This is a genomic window from Acidovorax sp. LjRoot118, from assembly GCF_964253575.1.
Lineage (GTDB): Bacteria > Pseudomonadota > Gammaproteobacteria > Burkholderiales > Burkholderiaceae_C > Acidovorax.
On sequence record NZ_CAXURB020000001.1, the window covers coordinates 4,384,161 to 4,404,394 of the forward strand.

Genomic DNA, 20,234 nt, shown 5'->3' on the forward strand with positions numbered 1-20,234 from the left:
GGCAAGGCCTGGGAAGGCCCGGGAAGGCCAGGCGCACCAACGGCGCACGGCGTTGCGCCGCGCACTCAGACCGAGTTCACGTGCTCAGTGCGTGTGCAGCGCGGGCGCTGACAGCGATGCCCGCCCGCGGTATTCGCTCGGGCTGTAGCCCGTGTGGGCCTTGAACACGCGGCTGAAGTGGCCGCTGTTGCGAAAGCCCCAGGAGATGGCGATGTCCGTCACCGAGCGGTGGGCGTGCGCCGGGTGGCGCAGCTCGCGCAGGCAGGCTTCGAGCCGGCGCTGCTGGATGGTGGCGGCCAGGGTGTCGCCATCGTCGGCCATGGCGTTGTACAGGTGGCGCCGGCTGCAGTTGAGCGCCTGGGCGATGCGGTCAATGGTGAGTTCGGGGTCGGCCAGGTGGCGGTCGATGTACTGGCCGATGCGGTCGCGCAGGGCCTCGCGCTGCGACACGGCACTGTGCTGGCCGTTGCGCTCGAGCAGCGACAGCTGCACCAGGTGCGTGATCACATCGGCCACGCCATCGGCTGCCGCGTCGGACATACTGGGCAGCTCGGTGAAGGCAGCGCGCATGGTGTCCCAGGCCAGGCGCGAGACACCGCTGGTACCCGAAAAGCGCTGCACCATGAGGTCGTCGAGCTTGAGCTTGCGCTCGGGCATCTGCTCCTTGGGGATCATCAGCACCATCTGGCGCACGGCCTCGGGGTTGCTCACCGCGTAGGCGCGGGTGGTGTCGTACACGCTCCACTCGCCGGGCGACAGCCACACCTGGCGGCCGTTCTGCTCGAAGCAGGCGCGCCCTTCGAGCTGAGCCACCACCTTGATGTAGGCCCGGTCGCTACCGCGGATCAGGCTGGGGGTGCGCACCACGCGGTGGCGGCTCACGTCGAGCTGGCACAGGTTGACATAGCCGGCCTGGCCCGAGGTGATGTGGCCGGCAAAGGCCTCGTCGCCGAAGGCATCCGACTCCAGCCCGCCAATGAGCCGCCACACCGCATCGCCCCACAGGTGCAGGCGGTCGCGCGGTGCCACGGTATCGGTGGATACCTCGGTCAGGGGGTGGGCCATGGTGTCTCCAGTGCAGCGGCTGGCGCCGCCGGTATGCCCGGATTATCCGGCGCAGGCCTATTCCCCGGCGCAGCACGGAAATCCGGGTAAACCCGCTGCGCCGTGCACGCTGGGACCAGCGTTTTGTGCACGCTCAGCGCAGCGCCCCAGAGCCCTCCTGCCTAGGATCGGTCAACGGCCCGCACCACGCGCGCCGCCCATTCCAGGAGACACAAAATGGTTCAACAATCCAAACGCCAATGGATCAAGGGCGTGGCCGCCACGGTGGGCGCCATGTCGGTCGCCCCGCACCTGCTGGCCCAGTCCGGCCCCGTGCGCGTGGGCTACGCCATCGCCCGCACAGGCCCCTGGGCGGCAGGCGCACAGGTCAGCCAGGAGCCCAACTACCTGCTGTGGGCCGAGCAGGTGAACGCCGCAGGCGGCCTGAGCATCAATGGCGCCAAGCGCCCCATCGAGCTCATCGGCTACGACGACCGCAGCGAGACCGAAACCTGCGTGCGCACCTTCGAAAAGCTCATGGGCAGCGACAAGGTGGACCTGATCCTGCCACCCTGGGGCTCGGGCGCCAACTTCGCCATCGCGCCGCTGGCCAACCGCTTCGGCTACCCGCTGCTGGCGCCCACGGCGCTGTCGCGCAAGCTGATCGACATGAACCTGCCCTACTTCTTCTCGCTGCTGCAGCAGCCCGACAAGATGATGGGTGCGCTGGTGGACATGCTGGTGGCCAACGGCGTGAAATCGGTGGCCATCGTCTACATGGACGACCTGTTCGGCCTGGAAAACTTCGCCGCGCTGAACAGCGCGCTCAAGAAGACCAGCATCCAGGTGGTGGAGCGCAAGAGCTACCCCCTGGGCGTGAAAGACCTGGCACCCGTGCTGCGCGGCATCAAGGACCTGAACCCCGACGCCTTCATCGGCATCACCTACCCGCCAGACACCATCCTGGCCAGCCGCCAGGCGCGCGAGGTGGGGCTGAATCCCAAGTTCTTCTACGCCTCGGTGGGCACGGCCTTCCAGTTGTACAAGAACGTGATGCAGGCCAACACCGAGGGCGTGATCGGCATGGGCTCGTGGAGCGTGAAGACCAGCCCCGAGGCCAAGGCCTATTTCGACGCGCATGTGAAGAAGTTCAACAAGGAGCCCGACCGCTGGGCTAGCGGCCATGCCTGGGCGGGCCTGCAGATCCTGCAGCAGGCCGTGGAAAAGGCGGGCCTGGACCGCAAGGCGCTGCGCGAGCACATCGCCAAGAACGAGTTCAAGACCATTCTGGGCGGCATCCGCTTTGCGGGCAGCGAGAACGCCTCCATCCCCGGCACGGTGAGCCAGTGGCAGGGCAGCGACTTCGAGGTGGTGTGGCCCAAGGACCGCGCCACGGCGCAGCTCAATACCGCGAAACCTGTTTGGAAATAACAAAGTGTCTCTGACTTCCTGGGCCGAACTGGTCGCCAGTGGCCTGATTACCGGCGGCATCTATGCGCTGGTGGCCATGGGCCTGAATCTGCAGTACGGGCTGATGCGCATCATGAACATCTCGCATGGCGAGTTCCTGATGCTCGGCGCCTTTCTGACATGGTGGGCGCACACCGCCTGGGGCTGGTCGCCGCTGGCGCTGATGCCGCTGGCCTTCATCGCGCTGTTCGTGCTGGGCGTGGCGGTGCATGCGCTGTGCTTCAAGCGCCTGGCGGCGCGCGCGCCGAACGTGGACGTGTTCGAGGCACGCAGCCTGATGGTGGGCTTTGGCCTGATGTTCCTGGTACAGAACACCGCCCTCCTCATCTGGGGCGGCGACCTGCGCGGCTATGAATACCTGGCCGACCCGGTGCAGATCGCGGGCATGCGCTTCACCGAGAACAAGCTGGTGCTGTTCGGCGTGGCGCTGGCGCTGTCGGCCGCGCTGATCGCGCTGCTCAAGCTCACCTTGCTGGGCAAGGCCGTGCGGGCGCTGATGCAGTCGCCCACGGGGGCGCAGCTGGTGGGCATCAACACCCGGCGACTGCACCCGATGATGTTCGGCATCGGCCTGGGCCTGTCGGGCGTGGCAGGAGCGCTGCTGTCGATGACCTACGAGATCTCGCCATCGATGGGCGAGCCCTACACCGTGACGGCGCTGATCGTAATCACGCTGGGCGGCTTCGGCAGCCTGGCAGGCAGCCTGGCCGGAGGCCTGCTGCTCGGTGTGGTCGAAGCCCTGGGCATGCATTTCAGCAGCCCGTCTCTCAAGATGCTGCTGAGCTATGCGGTGTTCATCGGTGTCCTCATCTGGCGGCCTAACGGGCTCTTTAGCAAAAAATGACGTTCCATTCCAACAAGCCCTGGCTCGCGCTCGCCGCGGGCACGGCCGTGGTCGGCACCCTGCCCTGGCTGGTGTCCGAGTTCATGGCCTCGGTGCTGCTCAGCTGCCTGATGTACATCGCGCTGGCCACCAGCTGGTCGCTGTTCTGCGGCGCCACACGCTACCTGTCGCTGGCGACGTCGGCCTTCTTCGGCATCGGGGCCTATGCCAGCGCCACGCTGCTGAATGTGCTGCCCTGGCCGCTGGTGATACTGGCCGGTGCGCTCATCGCGGCGGTGGTGGCCATCGTGATGGGTGCGGCCGTGCTGCACCTCAGGGGCACCTATTTCGCGGTGCTCACCTTCGGCATGACGGAGCTGATCCGCCACGCCGTGACCTTTGTCGAAAAGCAGGTCTCGGGCACGGTGGGCCGCGTGCTCACCGTGGTGCCCAGCAACGAGACGGTGTACCTCACGGTGCTGCTGATCGCGGCGGCGGCGATTGCCACGTCGATTGCGGTAAAGCGCAGCCGCTTTGGCCTGGCGCTCTCGGGCATTGGCGCGGACGAGCAGCGCGCACAGACCCTGGGCGTGGACACGCGGCTGGCCAAGATCGCGGGCTTCGGCATCACTGCGGCCTTTGCGGGCGCCGTGGGCGCGGCCATGGCGGTGCGCTGGACCTACATCGAGCCAGCCGCCGTGTTCAGCCCCTTCATCGGCTTCCAGACGGTGCTGATCGCGCTGATCGGCGGCGCGGCCAGTATCGGCGGCCCGGTGCTCGCGGCCATCGTCTTCAGCCTGCTGGCCGAGACGCTGCGCCTGCAGCTGCCCTATGGCTACATGATGGTGCTGGGCCTGCTGCTCATCCTGTGCGTGATGTACCTGCCCAACGGCCTGGCCACGCTGTGGCAGCGCAAGCGGGCGGCCACGCCTGCAGCGGAGGCCGGCCATGTCTGAGGCACTGTTGACCATCGACAGCGTGACCGTGCGCTTTGGCGGCCTGACCGCCGTGGACGGCGTGAGCGCCACGCTGCATGCGGGCGAGCTCATCGGCATCATCGGCCCCAACGGCGCGGGCAAGACCACCTTTTTCAACGCCATCTCGGGGGTGCAGCCACCGACATCGGGCACATTGCACTGCGGGGGCGACGACCTCACGGGCAAGGGGCCGCACCACTATGCGGCGCATGGCATCGCACGCACCTTCCAGACGCCACGCGTGTTTGCCGACATGACGGTGCGCGACAACGTGCGCTTCGGCATGCAGTTCGCGGGCCGCCACCGCCAGGGCCTCGTGGGCTTGCGCAATGAGGACGAGATCCTGGCCATGCTGGGCCTGTCGGCCCTGGCCGACAGGCCCGCCGCCGACGTGACGCCTTCGCAGCAGCGCCTGCTGGAGATCGGCATGGCACTGGGCACGCGCCCGCGCCTGCTGCTGCTCGACGAGGTGGCCGCCGGCCTGACCGAGGCCGAGGTGGACGCCATGGCCCAGCGCATCCGCCGCCTGCGCGACGACTGGGGCCTGACGGTGGTGTGGATCGAGCATGCGGTGACCACGCTGCTCAAGTACGTGGAGCGTGTGCTGGTGCTGCACCAGGGCCGCAAGATCGCTGACGGCACCCCCGCCGAGGTGGTGCGCAACCCGGAGGTGATCGAAGCCTATCTGGGCGATGAAATGGCCACACCGGCAACGCCTGAAGGAGCCACGGCATGAGCGGCGCATACCTCACGGTACAGGGCCTGACCACGGGATACAACGGCTTTCAGGTGCTGCAGGACCTGTCGCTGGAGGCCCAGCCCGGCATCACGGTGATCGTCGGCCCCAACGGCGCGGGCAAGACCACGCTGCTCAAGGCGCTGGCCGGCCTGCTGCCACGCCAGGGCACGGTGCTGCTCGACGGCCAGCCGGTGCCCGCGATGAATGCCACGGCCTGCGTGCAGCGCGGCCTGGCCCTGGTGGCCGAGGGCCGCCAGCTGTTCCCGCAGATGACGGTGACCGAGAACCTGGAACTCGGCGGCTGGCTGGTGCCTTCGCGCATGCGCGCCGTGCGCCTGGCCCAGGCCTTCGAGGACTTTCCACGCCTCAAGGAGCGCGCGCAGCAACTGGCCGGCACCATGAGCGGCGGCGAACAGCAGATGGTGGCCGTGGCCCGCGCCATGATGAGCGGCCCGCGCCTCTTGATGCTGGACGAGCCCTCGCTAGGCCTGGCACCGCGCATGGTCGACGAACTGCTGGCCATCGTGCAGCGCATCGCGGCGCAGGGCGTCACCGTGCTCATGGTGGAGCAGAACGTGCGCAAGGCGCTGCAGGTGGCGCAGCGCGGCTATGTGCTGGAGCGCGGGCGCATCGTGGCATCCGGCGAGGCATCCACCTTGTTGCAATCGGACGCGGTGCGCCAAGCCTATCTCGGCGTGGCCTGAATCTTTTCCACTCTTTCTTATCCGACTTTCTTTTCTTGTCGTTCAGGAGATATCCATGACTGCCATTTCCATGCTGATCAACGGCGAGCGCGTGCAGGCCGCCGGCGGCGCCACCTTCGAGCGCCGCAACCCACTCGACGGCTCCGTGGCCACCACCGCGCCCGCCGCCACCGTGGCCGATGCCAAGGCCGCCGCCGACGCCGCCGCCAAGGCCTTCCCCGCCTGGTCGGCCCTGGGCCCCAATGCGCGCCGTGCGCTGCTGCTCAAGGCCGCGCATGCGCTCGAAGCCAAGGGCGATGCCTTTGCCGCCGCCATGGCCACCGAGACCGGTGCCTCGGGCCTGTGGGCCGGCTTCAACGTGCACCTGGCCGCCGGCCTGCTGCAGGAGGCGGCGGCCCTGACCACGCAGATCGCGGGCGAGGTGATCCCGTCGGACGTGCCCGGCAGCCTGGCCATGGGCGTGCGCCAGGCCGCAGGCGTGGTGCTGGGCATCGCGCCGTGGAATGCACCCATCATCCTCGGCGTGCGCGCCATCGCCACGCCGCTGGCCTGCGGCAACACGGTGATCTTGAAGGGCTCGGAGCTGAGCCCCGCCACGCACGGCCTGATCATCGAAGCGCTGCAAGAGGCCGGCCTGCCCCCGGGCGTGGTGAACTTCGTGACCAATGCACCGGCCGACGCGGGTGCGGTCGTCGAGGCCATCGTGGCCCACCCGGCCGTGCGCCGCGTGAACTTCACCGGCTCCACCAAGGTCGGCCGCATCGTCGCGCAGACCTGCGCCAAGTACCTCAAGCCCACGGTGCTGGAGCTCGGCGGCAAGGCCCCTCTGGTGGTGCTGGACGATGCGGACGTGGACGCTGCGGTGGACGCCGCCGTGTTCGGCTCGTTCGCCAACTCCGGCCAGATCTGCATGTCCACCGAACGCATCGTGGTGGACGCCTCCATCGCCAACGACTTCGTGGCCCGCTTCGCGGCGCGCGCCCAGGCCCTGCCGCTGGGCGACCCGCGCAAGGGCCCGGTGGTGCTCGGCTCGGTAGTGGACATGGCCACCGTGCAGCGCTGCAACGCCCTGATCGACGACGCCCTTGCCAAGGGCGCCAAGCTGGTGTGCGGCGGCAAGAGCGAGAACACGCTGATGGCCGCCACCATCATCGACCATGTGACGCCCGAGATGGACATCTACCGCGAGGAGTCCTTCGGCCCGCTCAAGCCCATCGTGCGCGTGAACGGCGTAGAGGAAGCGATTGCCTGCGCCAACGACAACGAGTTCGGCCTGTCAGCCGCCGTCTTCGGCCGCGACATCGCTCGTGCCTGGAACGTGGCTGCGCGCATCGAATCGGGGATCTGCCATGTCAACGGGCCTACCGTGCACGACGAAGGGCAGATGCCGTTTGGCGGGGTGAAGAATTCGGGGTGGGGGCGGTTTGGAGGGATGGCGGGGGTGCGGGAGTTCACGGAGCTGCGCTGGATTACGGTGCAAACTACTGCGCGGCACTATCCGTTCTGAGCCTTCTTTGCATGGTTGCTGCGGTGACTGTGTGGAGGGCGGAGGCCGGGTCTCGGCCCGCCCCCCGTGCTGGGGCTCGTTGCCTGTGGTTGTGGTTACTGCGTGTCTGCGTGAAAGGCGGAGGCCGGGGTGTGCGCCCGGCGGCGCACCTACCTTCTTTTGCTTCGTCAAAAGAAGGTAGGCCAAGAAAAGACGACCCCGCTGCCCGTGTCCCCACTCGCCCGGTGGGCGAGTGGGGCAGCCTGCGATGCTCGGTCCTGGGGTGACGCCGAAGAACTCCCTGCGCTGCCTCTGCGAGGCAGCTCCGGTCAAACAGCTTCGGCGAGCCAGATGACGATGCGCGTGTCCTTCGGCACGCGCTCACCCCAGGCCCTGCGCTTCTCGGCACGGTCAGAAGGGGGTGGGAGCGGGCTCCACTCGGGCCATTGCTTCGCTCGGCCTGCGGTCCTTCGCTGCGCTCGGCTCGCCAGGGCGGCTGCGCCGCCCGTCGGCAGCGCGCAGCGCGCAACCGACACCCGGCGCAGCTGCGCAGCAGCAGCCGTGCGGTACCCGCTCCCCACCCCTGCTGGCTGCGCCGAGAAGCGCAGGGCCTGGGGTGGGTGCGTGTGCCGAAGGACACACGCACTTCGTGATCTGGCTTGCCGCAGCTGTTTGAGCGGAGTTCGCAGAACGCAGCGAGTTCTGCGGCACCACCCCAGGTCCGAGCATCGCAGGTTGCCCCCACTCGCCCGACAGGGCGAACGGGGGACGCAGACTGGGGGTCGTCTTCTCTTTGGTGACTTTCTCTTGACGACGCAAGAGAAAGTTACTGCGCCGCCGGGCGCACACCCCGGCCTCCGCCCTCCAACAACGAACAGAAGCAACTACAACCCACAGGAACAGCACCCAGCGCTATGTGGTGAGCCCAGCAGACCAACTACGCCACAGCCCAGGACGCATCCCCCAGCGTGGACACACCGCTGAGCTTGACCAGGCTGTCGTTCGCACCCAGTGCAGACACGTTGTCATTCACCAGAATGTAGGTATCGGAACCATAACGGAATGCAATGGCCTTGTTAGCACCAGCGGTGGTGGCAGCCAACGAGGCGGCGTCCAGCAGGGACGATGCATCGAAAATGCCAGCCAGTTGCAGGCCGGTGGGCACAGCCTTGGCGGTCGCCGCTGCGGCCGCCAACACCAGCCTGTCGGTCCCGCTCACGAAGTCGGTCACTACGATGGCAGACCCGCCAAGCCCGGCGGAGAAACTGGTGTCCAGATCCTTGGCGGCGGCACCCGCGAAGCCGGTGAGGTTCAGCGTATCGGCGCCGCCGCCCAGGGTGATCCTGTGGGCGTTGCCGGCACCCATGGTGATCGTGTCATTACCCTCGCCCGCCGCAACGATCACCTGGGCACCAGAAGCGTCGTTGATGACGAAGGTATCTGCCCCTCCGCCGCCGGTGATGGTCACCGGCCTGTGGGTGGCAAACGCCAGCGACAGCGCGCCGGTCAGCGCAGAGGCATCGATCACCGAGACCTGGGCGCCCACCACTGTAGTCTTCAAGGCCTGTTCGCCGGTGAGCACGATCTTTTCGGCCGCGTTGGCGGTGATCCTGGCGGTATTGGCGACTCCGGCCATCGAACTGAACCTCTGGCTCCTGACGTTCAGGTGCTCAACCGAGTCCACGACCACCTCATCATCGCCAGCAGCCCTGAATAGCACCAGATTCGCAGCGTCTGCGCCACCGCTGGTTCCCGCAAAAACCATCGTCAGTGCGCCACCACTGCCGGAATCGCGGATACCGACAGTGGTAGCAAGATCCACTCCACGAAACTCGGCCGGACCTGCCGCGGACTCTCGCCACAGCTCCGTGAGGCCAGTCGCACTGGACGCCATGAACGTCGAGTGAGCCCCGGCCTGAATGAACACCTTTTCGACACTCTGCAGTGTGGGTGCAACCGTCGCATTCGCGGCCAGCGTGGCCCTGAGCGTATCCACCCCTCCAGCGCCATCAATGGCGTCAGCGGTGGACAGCAGACCGGCAGTGGTAGCTAAAATGGTGTCCTGGTAGGCAGTTGTCTTGAACTTGGCCTGTGCAGCCGAAGGCGATACGGCGTCGTCACCGGCTGTCAGTAACAGAGTGACGCCAACGCCGGGGCCCCATCCATCAGTGATTGGTATTCCCGTGTTGTTCGGGTTGATGGAATAGGCATGGGATGCAGTGACTTCACTGTTCCACTGCACCGCCGCTGCTGCATAGACGGACAGATCACCGGTGGCGTTTTCAAGCCCCGAAAGGATCTGCCCCAGTTGCAGGGCAACAATGCCCACATTGGCCTTGCCGACAGACACAAGATAGTCCCGTAAGGCGGTCTGCAAGCCCGCATTGGGAAGCACGCCCAGGTTCATCAACAGCTTGGTGGACAGCGCATCCTCGGTCAGCGCAGTAAAGCCGGCGCCGAACCGCTGGGCAAAGGCCGTGATGCCGATGGGCTCGACCGCCGCCACCTGGTTGACATAGACAGCGTTCACGGGAGACTGGTCGTTGAACACCCTGTTCAGCATGGTGACGTCGGCATACGTGCCGGAAACTTGGACAGGCATCCATTCCTCCCTTGATGTTTTAGTGAACTCTGTGAGCCTAAGGTGCGCCCCGCCAGCAAGGTGTGGCGGCGGTCACAAAGAAACTTTTTGAAACCAAAGCTGCCTCAGCTCACACGGGTCAAGGCTGGAACTGCTAGAAAAGGCGGCAACCCAGACACAAAGGATCGCATTGCGCAGCCGAAGCCCTTTGGCACCCGATCAGGCCAAGGTCCATGAAGCATCGGCCAACGCGGCCACGCCTGTGAGCTTGACCAGGCTGTCATTGGCACCCAGCGCAGCGACGCCATCGTTCACCAGGATGTAAGTGTCGGCACCGTAGCGGAAAGCGATGACCTTGTTGGCACCTGCCGTGGCGGCTGCCAGGGCCGTTGCGTCCAGCAGCGAGGACGCCGCCGCAATGCTGGCCAATTGCGCAGAGGCAGGGGCTGCCTTGGCCGTCGAGTCAGAACCGAACAGACGGATCACATCGGCCCCGCTTTCGAAATCCGTCACGCGAATGAACGACCGGCCCAGCGCAGCGTCCGAACTGGTGTCCAGATCGCGGGCGGTGGCGCCCGCCAAACCCACGATCGTCAACGTGTCGCTTCCACGGCCCAGGGTGACCTCGTGGGCATTGGCGGCTCCGACGATGACGGTATCGTCACCAGCACCCGCGTCAATGGCCACTCTGCCACCGGAAGCCTCGTTGACGTTGATCCGGTCGCCCGCCGTGCCACCGATGATGCCCACCGGCGTGCTTCCAGTGGTGGTGAACGCCAGGTCCAGGGCCCCTGTCAGCCCGGTTGCATTGATGACCTCCACATGGGAGCCGATCACGGTGGTGGTCAGTGCCTGGTCACCCCAGATCCGTATTTCCTCGGCAGCATCGGCCGTGATCCTGGCGGTGTTGGTGGTGGTGGTTGCCACATTGCCGGCAGAGCTGTAGACCGACAGCAGCTCGATGCCCGGCACGATCACCTCGTCGAGTCCCGTCGCATCGGCCAGCACGATGTTGGCGGAGTCCAGGGTGCCGGAGGTGCCCGCGAACTTCACGGTGAGCGGTCCGCCGGACAGGGAGTTCTGCACGCCCACGGTGGTCTTCAGGCTGACGTCTGCAAACGTGGCCGGGCGCGTGGCCCCATCCCCCCACAACATCTTGATGTCAGTTGCATTGGCAGAACTGAACTTAGCGGATTCTCCTGCGGTGATGATGACCGTTTCAATGCCATACAGCTTGGGCGCCACGGATTCACCCCCACCCAGCGTGGCCATGAGCATGTCCCCGCGTCCGCCATCCCCCCCACCGTTGAGAATGTCCGGAGAGCCCAGCAGCCCAGGTGCAGGAGCCAGAAAAACGTCGTCATACAAGGTGCCGCTCAGGACATCCACGCCGTTGGTCACTGTCAGCGTGGTCCCTGTACCCACATTGAAGTAGGGATTTCCTATAGGTCCCATTCCGTTTGCGGGGTTGCTGGAATAGGCATGCGAAGCAGCCAGTTCGCTGTTCCATCGCGCCGCTGCGGCCGCATAGATGGCTTGGTCGCCTGTGGCGCCTTCCAGCCCCGAAAGGATGCTCCCCAACTGCACGGCGACAATGCCCACGTTGGTCTTGCCCACCACGACCAGGTAGTCCCTCAACGCGGACTGCAGGCCAGCATTTGGCAGCAGTCCAAGATTGGTCAGCAACACGGTGGACATCAGATCTTCCGACCGACCGCTGTACCCGCTGCCCCACTGCAATGCAAATCCATCTAGCCCATTCTCTTGCGCAGCAGCAAGCATGTTGTTGTAGGCGTCGTAGTTTGGCGACCAGTCGCTGAGCCCACGGTTCAGCGCCAGGACACCCGCCTGGTTGTTGGAAAGTTGCAAGGCCATCTCAAGCTCCAGCCCCCTTGAGGGGCAATAAAATCACGAGGTCTACCGCAGGCGCGCTCAGAGGAAAGGTCCGCTACGCCGACGCCAACGCAGCAGCAATGGTTGATGGGTTGGTCAGGCGACACCCCAGGAAGAATCCGCCAATGTGCTCAACCCGCTGAGCTTGATGAGGCTGTCATTGGCATTCAGTGCAGCCACGCCGTCGTTGACCAGGATGTAGGTGTCCGCACCGTAGCGAAAGGCAATGGCCTTGTTGGTGCCCGCCGTGGTGGCGGCCAGGGCCGTTGCGTCCAGCAGCGAGGCCGATGCTGCGATGCTGGCGAGGTCCGTGGCGCCGAGTACCGCCTTCGCCGTTACCTTGGCAGCATCCAACTGGATCGAGTCGATGCCGCTGGCAAAGCCGGTGACTTCGATGGCCGAAGCAGCCAGCGTGGTCGATGTGCCGAGGTTGATGTCCTTGGCCGCATCGCCTGCCAGGCCCGTGATTTTCAGTGTGTCAGCGCCGTCACCCAAGGTGATCTTGTGGGCGGCCTGCGCATTGACCGCCACGGCAACGCCGCTGGTGCCAGCGAGCGTCAGGCCCAGGGCCTTTGTCAGCGCCGTGGCATCGACCACGCCCACCCGAGCGCCAGCCACCGTGGTGGTCAGGGCCTGGTCGCCCCAGATGACAATTTTTTCAGCCTGGGCGGCGGTGATTCGGGCGCTGTTGACCGTGGTGCCCGCAATCGTACCGGCTGTGCTTCTCACGCTCAGGGTTTCGATGTTCGCCATGATGACTTCGTCCTTGCCCGTGGCATCGGCCAGCGCGAAGGTGGCCGCATCCACCGGGCCGTTGGCGTTCGCGAAGTTCACGGTCAAGGCGCCGCCCGCGACGGAGTTCTGGATCCCGACCGTGGTCCCAAGGGTCACGCCAGAGAACGCGGCGGAGGCACTTGCGCCATTGATCCACAGCTCGGCCAAGCCCGTGGTGCCAGCCGCGCTGAATTCAGCGCCCGCCCCTGCGGTGATGTAGACCTTCTCGATGTTGCTCAGCGTGGGGGCCACCGTGCTGCCCGCCGCCAGGGTGGCCCGCAGGGTGTCGGTACCGGCTGCGCCATCGACGGAATCGGCCGTCGAGAGAAAGCCTGCAGTGCTTGCGAGCAGGGTGTCGTTGTTGGACGTTGTCTTGAATTTGGCCTCGGTAGCCGCAGGCGATATCGAATCGTCACCGGAGGTCAAGGAAAGGGTGACGCTCAACGTGGCGGGGTCCGGCTCACCCGTCCCCACAGCGGGACCGGTATTGGCAGGGTTGCTGGAGACTTTGTAGGAATCCACCAGTTCCTTGTTCCATGCCATTGCAGCGGCATTGAATGCTGCCTGATCACCCGTGGCGCGCTCCAGCCCCGACAGGATCTGCCCGAGCTGCATGGCGACGATGCCCACGCTGGCCTTGCCCACGGACACCAGGTAGTCCCGCAAAGCAGTCTGCAGGCCGGCATTCGGCAACAAGCCCAGGTTGCCAAGCAGCTTGGTAGACAACTGGTCCTCGGTCAGGCTGGTAAAGCTGGCGCCAAAAGAGAGGGCAAAAGTGTTGATGCCCACCGACGTGGCCCTTGCCACCTGGTTGTTGTATACCGCGTGGGCAGGCGATTGGTCGTTGAAGACCCGGTTCAAGATCGTCGTGACGACATAGGGTTCATCGAGAAAGGTCTGTGCCATCAAGAGCTTCCAAAAAAATCAAACAGGTGAGCAGTACGGGGTGAAGCCCTGCGGTTCAGAATTCAGGCCAGCGCATGGCGGCACCGCGCGGCCAAGGTGCCTTGGGCGCGCCTTCACGCCGAGGTCCAGGAGGCATCGGCCATCGCCGCAACGCCGGTCAACTTGATGAGGCTGTCATTGGCGCCCAATGCGGCCACACTGTCGTTGACCAGGATGTAGGTGTCGGCGCCAAAGCGGAAGGCGATTGCCTTGTTGGCACCCGCAGTGGTAGCGGCCAGGGCTGTTGCGTCCAGCAGCGAAGCCGCTGAAGCAATGCTGGCTAGCTCCTTTGCGCCGGGTGCCGCCTTGGACGTCGCCACGTAGCTGCTCAGCCGGACCACGTCGGTGCCGCTCACGAATTCGGACACTTCGATGGTCGACGCGGCCAGTGCGGCGGAGGTGCCGAGATCGATGTCCTTGGCCGCAGGGCTCGCCAAGCCGGTGATGGCCAGCGTGTCGCCCCCTGCGCCCAAAGTGATCTTGCGGGCTGCAAGGGTGTTGATGGCGACGGCGACACCACTGGTTGTCGAGAGCTTCAGGTCGAGCCCCTGGATGAGGGCCGATGCGTCGATCACGGACACATTGGAACCCGTCACGGTCGCGGTCAGGGCGCCGTCGCCGCCGATGATGATCTTCTCCGCATCAGGGGCAGTGATCCTGGCATGGTTGGGCTGAAAAGAATTGCCGCCCGTGCTCGTCACTCTCAAGGTTTCAATGGCGGCAACGACGATTTCACTTTGGCCCCTGGAATTGGCAATGGCGATGTTGCCCGTGTCCGATGGTCCAGATGCGCCAGCAAATTTCACCGTCAGAGTGCTGCCGGTGGAGCTGTTTTGAACACCCACGGTTGTGGCCAGATCCACCTCGAAGAAAGTGGCGTCGCCGGAAGACGGTCCGAGCCAAACTTGCTGCAGCGAGGGGATTCCAGCAACGCCAAACTCTGCTCCCGCTCCCGCCGCAATGACAACCTTCTCGATATTGCGCAGCAAGGGCGCCAGGCTGGTGCCTGCGCCCAGAGTTGCCGTCAGGGTATCCATGCCCGCACCACCATCGATCGCATCGGACACCGAGAGCCAACCTGCGGTCGTCGCCAGGATGGTGTCGTTGAGATCCGTGGTCTTGAATTTGGCCTCGGGTGCCGTGGGCGATAGCAAATCGTCTCCGGATGTCAAAAACAAGGTGACACCAGTGCGCTCGTTGCCGGTGTCGGGGGCTGACATTCCCCAGTTTGGATCGAGAGAATAGGCGTATGAAGCCACCAGTTCCTTGTTCCACGCCACCGCAGCTGCATTGAACACGGCCAGGTCGCCGGTCGCATGTTCCAGCCCCGAGAGGATCTGCCCCAATTGAAGGGCTACTATGCCCACGTTGGCCTTGCCTACTGACACCAGGTACTCCCCCAAGGAGGCCTGCAGGCCCGGGTTGGGCAACAGCCCCAGGTTGCCCAGCAACAGGGTGGACAACTGGTCGTCCGTCGCGCCTGCATAGAGGGCGCCAAACTCCAGGGCAGTTGTGTTCACCCCCTTCTCAGCGGCAAGCGCCACTTGGTGGTTGAACGACCCATAGTTAGGCGATTTGTCAGTGAGCGCCCGGTTCAGGATCGTCATGACGACGTAGGGCTCATCGAAAAAATTCTGTGCCATCAAAAACTCCGACAGAGACCAATCAGGCCGAGGTCCAGGAGGCATTTGCCAGTGCCATCACACCGGTCAGCTTGACTAGGCTGTCGTTGGCGCCCAGCGCCGCCGTGGCGTCATTGACGAGGATGTAGGTGTCTGCACCAAAGCGAAAGGCGATGGCCTTGTTGGCACCTGCCGTGGTAGCGGCCAGGGCTGTTGCGTCCAGCAGTGACGCCGATGCAGCGATGCTGGCGAGGTCCGTTGTGCCGGGTACCGCCTTCGCCGTTCCCTTGGCAGCATCCAGCTGGATCGAGTCGATGCCGCTGGCAAAGCCGGCCACTTCGATGGCCGAAGCCGCCAGTGTGGCCGATGTGCTGAGATTGATGTCCTTGGCCTCGGCGCCCGCCAGGCCCATGATTTTCACGGTGTCGGCACCGGCACCCAGGTTAATCTTGTGCGCGGCCTGGGCGTTGAGCGACACGACAACGCCATTCGTGCCGGCGAGCGTCAGCCCCAGGGCCTTGGTCAGTGCGGTTGCATCGACCCCGGCCACCTGGGTGCCGGTCACCGTGGTGGTCAAGGCCTGGTCGCCGAGGATGACGATGCCTTGCGCCTGGGCCGCACTGATCTTGGCCTGGTTGGCCGTGGTTGCGGCCACCGTGCCGGCAGTGCTTCTCACAGTCAGGAACTCGATATTCGCCACGATGATCTCGTCATGGCCCGTGGCATCGGCCAGCACGATATGGGCGGAATCCGCCGGACCTGAAGCGCCGGTGAAGTTCACTGTCAAGGCACCGCCGGCCAGGGAGTTCTGGATGCCTACGACGGCGTCCAGTTGGACACCCGAGAACGTGGCCGGGCCCTCGGCAGCATCGATCCGGAGTTCCTGCAGGCCGGAGGCACTGCGGGCATCAAATGCGGCCCCCGATCCTGCGGTGATGAATATTTTCTCGATGTTGCGCAGCTGTGGAGCCACCGTGCTGCCAGCGGCCAGGGTCGCGATCATCGTGTCGACGCCCGCAGCGCCATCGATCACATCGGCGGTTGAAAGGAGCCCTGCGGTGCGCGCAAGGAAGGTGTCGTTGTTGGCAGTGCTCTTGAATTTGGCCTCAGCCGCTGCCGGCGATACCGCATCGTCGCCGGACGTCAGCACAATGGTGACGCCCGTGACAGGCATCTCAGGCTCCCCCCCGGTATAGCCGGTGTTGGCAGGATTGCTGGAGTAATGGTAGGAGTCCACCAGTTCCTTGTTCCAAGCTACCGCTGCCGCATTGAACACGGCCTGGTCGCCCGTGGCATGTTCCAGCCCAGAGAGGATCTTGCCCAATTGCAGGGCGACGATGCCGACATTGTCCTTGCCCACCACTTCGAGGTAGTCCCGCAAGGCAGTCTGCAGGCCTGCATTGGGCAGCACGCCCAGGTTGCCCAGAAGCTTGGTGGACAGGGCATCTTCTGTCATACCGGCAAGGGCCGCTCCGAACGACAACGCGAAAGCCTGAACACCGTTCGCAGCAACCCAGGCCAACTGGTTGTTGTACACCGTGTAGGAAGGCGATTGGTCATTGAACACCCGGTTCAGGATCGTCGTGACGACGTAGGGCTCATCGAGAAAATTCTGTGCCATCAAAAACTCCGTAAAAGACGATCAGGCCGAGGTCCACGAGGCATCGGCCAAGGCAGTCACGCCAGTCAGCTTGACCAGGCTGTCGTTCTCACCCAGCGCGGCGGCGCCATCGTTCACGAGGATGTAGGTATCTGCTCCATACCGGAAGGCAATGGCCTTGTTGGCGCCAGCCGTAGTGGCGGCCAGGGTTGCAGCGGCCAGCAGCGAGGAGGATGCGGCGATGCTGGCCAGCTCACCGCTGCCGGGTGCGGCCTTGGCCGCCGGGTTGGCGCTGCTCAGCTGGATCGCATCCGTACCGCTCACGAAGCCGGCCACTTCGATGGCCGAAGCGGCCAGCGTGGCCGCCGTGCTGATGTCCATGTTCTGGGCCGCCATGCCCGCCAGGCCGGCGATGGACACCGTATCGGCGCCGGCGCCCAGGGTGACTTTGTGTGCGGCCTGGGCGTTCAGGGCGATGGAAACACCCTGCGTACCTGCAAGCGCCAGGTCCAGTTTCGCACTGAAGATGGCCGATGCGTCGATCACGGACAGCTTGTTGCCCGTCACTGTGGTGGTCAGGGCCTGAACGCCGCTAATGACGATCTTCTCGGCCTGGGCAGCGGTGATGCGGGCATGGTTGACCGTGGTGGCAGCCACGGTGCCCGGCGCGCTCTGCACGACCAGGGTTTCGACACCTGCGACGATGATTTCGTCATCGCCAGCGGCGTCCGAGAACACCAGGTTGGCGGAGTCGGCGGGCCCGCCGGCACCGGCAAACTTCACGGTCAGGGCGCCCCCTGCGACGGAGTTCTGGATACCGACGGTGGTGGCCAAACCCACCCCGGAGAATGTGGCGGGACCTGCCGCTGCATCGACCCGCAAGTCCGCCAGGCCGGTCGCGCCGGCCGCGCTGAACTCGGCCCCCGAACCTGCGGTGATGAGCACCTTTTCGACGCTCTTGAGCGTGGGCGCCACCGCCGCACCTGCCACCAGAGTCGCCTTGAGGGTGTCGATGCCCAAACCTCCGTCGATGGCGTCGGCACTGGACAGCATGCCGCTGACGGGGGCCAGGATCGTGTCACCCCAGTTGCTGGTTTGCGCGGAAGATATGGCGTCATCACCCGCCGTCAGCGGCAAGGTCAGGCCAAAATCGCCGAGGGGGCCAGCGGGTGAAGGAACGGTGTTGGCGGGATTGGCTGAATACAGGAATGAAGCGTTCAACTCGGCATTCCACGCCACCGCCGCGGCCTTGTACACGGCCATGTCGCCCGTGGCGTTCTCAAGGCCCGACAGTATCTCGCCCAGTTGCACTGCCACGATGCCGACATTGGCTTTGCCCACTGACACCAGGTAGTCCTTCAACGCGGCTTGCAGGCCTGCATTGGGCAGCACCCCCAGGTTGCCCAGGATCTTGGTGGACAGCTCATCCTCTGTCAGACTGGCGAAGCTGGCGCCGAACTGCAGCGCAAACGCCTTCGTTCCAATCGAGGTGTGCTCCATTACCTGGTTGTTGTACGACGCGTTGGACGGAGACGAATCGAAGAAAGCGCGGTTCAGCATGTCTACGACTTCGTACAGAGGATACGTTCCGACGACTTTTGGCATCACCAACTCCACAACAATAAAGGTGCATTGAGCGTATCTGGGCTACCCGGCCAACCCATGTGCCAGCCGTCACAAGAAAACATTTTGAAACCCGCTGTACGCCTGCGCGCGCAGGACAGCGCGGAATTGCCTGCTAGCACCGTGCGCCCATCGGTGGGGCATACGATGGGGCGCGCCGTTGAACACTTGGCGCAGGATAGTGAGGTTGCAACTGACACGAGGAGAGATCTGGGCGGCCGAAGCTACCTCCAGCAGCGAGACCGCAAAACTCGCAATACAAAGTATTTCAGCCCACCGCCCACGATGCGTCGGCCAGCGCCGCCACGCCGGTCAACTTGACCAGGCTGTCGTTCTCACCCAGCGCGGTGGCGCCATCGTTCACGAGGATGTAGGTATCTGCTCCATACCGGAAGGCAATGGCCTTGTTGGCGCCTGCCGTGGTGGCGGCCAGTGTTGCAGCGGCCAGCAGCGAGGAGGATGCGGCGATGCTGGCCAGCTCGCTGCTGCCGGGTGCGGCCTTGGCCGCCGGGTTGGCGCTGCTCAGCTGGATCGCATCCGTACCGCTCACGAAGCCAACGACCTCGATGGCCGATGCTTCCAGCGAGGTGGCGGTACGGATGTCCAGGTCCCGTGCCGCAACGCCTGCCAGTCCGGCGATGAGCACCTTGTCGGCACCATCCCCCAGGGCAACGGTGTGTGCTGCCAGGGCATTGAGCGAAATGGAGACCCCTGAAGTACCGGCAAGCGCCAAGTCCAGGGCAGCCGTGAGCCCCGACGCGTCGATGACGGACAGCTTGGCGGCTACCACTGTGGTGGTCAGCGCCTGGCTGCCAGAGAGGGTGATCTTTTCCGCATGGGTAGCGGTGATCCGGGCCTGGTTCGTGGTGGTCTCCGCCACCAGACCCGCAGCGCTGTACACATTCAGGGTTTCGATGTCCGCAACGATGATTTCGTCGTGGCCCGCGGCGTCGGCAAACAGCAGGTTCGCCGAGTCGGTGGGGCCCGAAGCGCCGGCGAACTTCACGGTCAGGGTGCCCCCTGCGCCAGAGTTCTGGATGCCGACGGTGGTGGCCAGGTTCACGCCCGAGAACGTGGCGGGGCCTGCAGCGGCCTCAATCCGCAGGTCCATCAGGCCGTTCGCGCCCGAGGCGCTGAATTGCGCCCCCGCACCCGCCTTGATGAAGACGTTTTCGACGCTTGTCAGCGTGGGAGACACCACCGCTGCGGCATCCAGCGTCGCTCTCAGGGTGTCGATACCCGCAGCACCATCGATCACATCCGCCGTCGAAAGAAAGCCCGCGGTGCGCGCAAGGATGGTGTCGCTGAAGGCCGTGGTCTTGAATTTGGCTTCTGCGGCTGCAGGCGACATCGCATCATCGCCCGAGGTCAGCAAAACCGTCACACCTGGCAAGCTTGGGCCGATGGGGCCGATGGGCGAGGGCCAGATGTTGGCGGGGTTGGCAGAGTAGTTGTACGAGGCCGCCAGCTCGATGTTCCATGCAATGGCAGCCCCACTGTAGGCTGCCTGATCGCCCGTGGCATTCTCAAGGCCCGACAGGATCGTCCCCAGCTGCAGTGCGACGATGCCCACATTGGCCTTACCCACTTCAACCAAATAATTCTTGACTGCGGTTTGCAGGCCTGCATTCGGCAGCACGCCCAGATTGCCCAAGATCTTGGTGGAGAGTTCTTCCTCCGTCAGGTTGGCAAAGCTGGCACCGAACTGGAATGCAAAGGCTGCGTTGCTTTCAGGGGTCGTGCCAGCAGCGACCAGTTGGCTATTAAATGACGCGTTCGACGGAACTTGGTTGTTGAACGCACGGTTCAACATGAGGACAGGCTCGTAAAAAGGCCAGATGGTCTTGGGCATCGCGAACTCCGTGGCAACAAGGATGCGCGAAGCGTAGGTGCAGGCCTGAGCAACCGGTGTGTCAGCCGTCACAAACAAACATTTTGAAACCTGCGCGTGCC

At 64.8% G+C, this 20,234-nt stretch carries 14 protein-coding genes; 6 read left to right on the forward strand and 8 right to left on the reverse strand.

Annotation, left to right across the window (positions count from 1 at the left end; translation table 11 throughout):
• Window positions 1–84 precede the first annotated feature (84 nt).
• Window positions 85–1,065, reverse strand: a complete 981-nt coding sequence (locus tag ACSQ9E_RS20730) for a helix-turn-helix domain-containing protein (protein WP_057199695.1) — start codon at window positions 1,063–1,065, stop codon at window positions 85–87.
• A gap of 216 nt (window positions 1,066–1,281) precedes the next feature.
• Here ACSQ9E_RS20730 and ACSQ9E_RS20735 point away from each other — a divergent pair, with 216 nt between their 5' ends.
• Genes ACSQ9E_RS20735 through ACSQ9E_RS20760 form a run of 6 tightly spaced genes read left to right on the forward strand, consistent with a single transcriptional unit; the run spans window position 1,282 to window position 7,264 of the window.
• Entirely contained in the window at window positions 1,282–2,475 is a 1,194-nt protein-coding gene (locus ACSQ9E_RS20735; RefSeq protein ID WP_436219049.1) for an amino acid ABC transporter substrate-binding protein, read from the forward strand.
• Between the two features lie 4 nt (window positions 2,476–2,479).
• Window positions 2,480–3,358, forward strand: coding sequence for a branched-chain amino acid ABC transporter permease (locus ACSQ9E_RS20740; RefSeq protein WP_436133803.1), 879 nt, complete (start codon window positions 2,480–2,482; stop codon window positions 3,356–3,358).
• The gene (locus tag ACSQ9E_RS20745) at window positions 3,355–4,293 is read left to right on the forward strand and encodes a branched-chain amino acid ABC transporter permease (RefSeq protein WP_436219050.1); all 939 of its coding nucleotides are present in this window, start codon (window positions 3,355–3,357) and stop codon (window positions 4,291–4,293) included. The genes ACSQ9E_RS20740 and ACSQ9E_RS20745 overlap by 4 nt, the downstream gene beginning before the upstream one ends.
• The gene (locus ACSQ9E_RS20750) at window positions 4,286–5,050 is read left to right on the forward strand and encodes an ABC transporter ATP-binding protein (RefSeq protein ID WP_436219051.1); all 765 of its coding nucleotides are present in this window, start codon (window positions 4,286–4,288) and stop codon (window positions 5,048–5,050) included. The genes ACSQ9E_RS20745 and ACSQ9E_RS20750 overlap by 8 nt, the downstream gene beginning before the upstream one ends.
• Window positions 5,047–5,757 carry an ABC transporter ATP-binding protein gene (locus ACSQ9E_RS20755; protein ID WP_436219052.1) on the forward strand — a complete coding sequence of 237 codons (711 nt, stop codon included), beginning with the start codon at window positions 5,047–5,049 and terminating at the stop codon, window positions 5,755–5,757. Before ACSQ9E_RS20750 ends, ACSQ9E_RS20755 begins: the two co-directional genes overlap by 4 nt.
• 55 nt (window positions 5,758–5,812) lie before the next feature.
• Entirely contained in the window at window positions 5,813–7,264 is a 1,452-nt protein-coding gene (locus ACSQ9E_RS20760; RefSeq protein WP_436219053.1) for an aldehyde dehydrogenase, read from the forward strand.
• Between the two features lie 916 nt (window positions 7,265–8,180).
• Here ACSQ9E_RS20760 and ACSQ9E_RS20765 read toward each other — a convergent pair.
• From ACSQ9E_RS20765 to ACSQ9E_RS20795, 7 genes are all read right to left on the reverse strand, one after another.
• Complete coding sequence (locus tag ACSQ9E_RS20765; RefSeq protein ID WP_436219054.1) at window positions 8,181–9,845, reverse strand: bluetail domain-containing putative surface protein; 1,665 nt, start codon at window positions 9,843–9,845, stop codon at window positions 8,181–8,183.
• A gap of 198 nt (window positions 9,846–10,043) precedes the next feature.
• On the reverse strand, window positions 10,044–11,522 hold the full coding sequence (locus ACSQ9E_RS20770) for a bluetail domain-containing putative surface protein (protein ID WP_436219055.1): 1,479 nt from the start codon (window positions 11,520–11,522) through the stop codon (window positions 10,044–10,046).
• Between the two features lie 291 nt (window positions 11,523–11,813).
• On the reverse strand, window positions 11,814–13,397 hold the full coding sequence (locus tag ACSQ9E_RS20775; protein ID WP_436219056.1) for a bluetail domain-containing putative surface protein: 1,584 nt from the start codon (window positions 13,395–13,397) through the stop codon (window positions 11,814–11,816).
• 113 nt (window positions 13,398–13,510) lie between these two features.
• Window positions 13,511–15,079, reverse strand: a complete 1,569-nt coding sequence (locus ACSQ9E_RS20780) for a bluetail domain-containing putative surface protein (RefSeq protein WP_436219057.1) — start codon at window positions 15,077–15,079, stop codon at window positions 13,511–13,513.
• A gap of 22 nt (window positions 15,080–15,101) precedes the next feature.
• Window positions 15,102–16,679: a bluetail domain-containing putative surface protein gene (locus ACSQ9E_RS20785; protein WP_436219058.1), complete on the reverse strand. Its 1,578-nt coding sequence runs from the start codon at window positions 16,677–16,679 to the stop codon at window positions 15,102–15,104.
• A 21-nt stretch (window positions 16,680–16,700) separates the two neighbouring features.
• Window positions 16,701–18,263 (reverse strand): bluetail domain-containing putative surface protein, encoded by a 1,563-nt coding sequence (locus tag ACSQ9E_RS20790; RefSeq protein ID WP_436219059.1) that lies wholly within the window; start codon window positions 18,261–18,263, stop codon window positions 16,701–16,703.
• Between the two features lie 286 nt (window positions 18,264–18,549).
• Complete coding sequence (locus ACSQ9E_RS20795) at window positions 18,550–20,133, reverse strand: bluetail domain-containing putative surface protein (protein ID WP_436219060.1); 1,584 nt, start codon at window positions 20,131–20,133, stop codon at window positions 18,550–18,552.
• Window positions 20,134–20,234 lie beyond the last annotated feature (101 nt).

Coding starts and splice junctions, on each gene's coding strand:
- ACSQ9E_RS20730 (WP_057199695.1), bottom strand. CDS start 1,065: ATGGCCCACCCCCTGACCGAGGTATCCACCGATACCGTGGCACCGCGC.
- ACSQ9E_RS20735 (WP_436219049.1), top strand. CDS start 1,282: ATGGTTCAACAATCCAAACGCCAATGGATCAAGGGCGTGGCCGCCACG.
- ACSQ9E_RS20745 (WP_436219050.1), top strand. CDS start 3,355: ATGACGTTCCATTCCAACAAGCCCTGGCTCGCGCTCGCCGCGGGCACG.
- ACSQ9E_RS20750 (WP_436219051.1), top strand. CDS start 4,286: ATGTCTGAGGCACTGTTGACCATCGACAGCGTGACCGTGCGCTTTGGC.
- ACSQ9E_RS20755 (WP_436219052.1), top strand. CDS start 5,047: ATGAGCGGCGCATACCTCACGGTACAGGGCCTGACCACGGGATACAAC.
- ACSQ9E_RS20760 (WP_436219053.1), top strand. CDS start 5,813: ATGACTGCCATTTCCATGCTGATCAACGGCGAGCGCGTGCAGGCCGCC.
- ACSQ9E_RS20765 (WP_436219054.1), bottom strand. CDS start 9,845: ATGCCTGTCCAAGTTTCCGGCACGTATGCCGACGTCACCATGCTGAAC.
- ACSQ9E_RS20770 (WP_436219055.1), bottom strand. CDS start 11,522: ATGTCCACCGTGTTGCTGACCAATCTTGGACTGCTGCCAAATGCTGGC.
- ACSQ9E_RS20775 (WP_436219056.1), bottom strand. CDS start 13,397: ATGGCACAGACCTTTCTCGATGAACCCTATGTCGTCACGACGATCTTG.
- ACSQ9E_RS20780 (WP_436219057.1), bottom strand. CDS start 15,079: ATGGCACAGAATTTTTTCGATGAGCCCTACGTCGTCATGACGATCCTG.
- ACSQ9E_RS20785 (WP_436219058.1), bottom strand. CDS start 16,679: ATGGCACAGAATTTTCTCGATGAGCCCTACGTCGTCACGACGATCCTG.
- ACSQ9E_RS20790 (WP_436219059.1), bottom strand. CDS start 18,263: ATGCCAAAAGTCGTCGGAACGTATCCTCTGTACGAAGTCGTAGACATG.
- ACSQ9E_RS20795 (WP_436219060.1), bottom strand. CDS start 20,133: ATGCCCAAGACCATCTGGCCTTTTTACGAGCCTGTCCTCATGTTGAAC.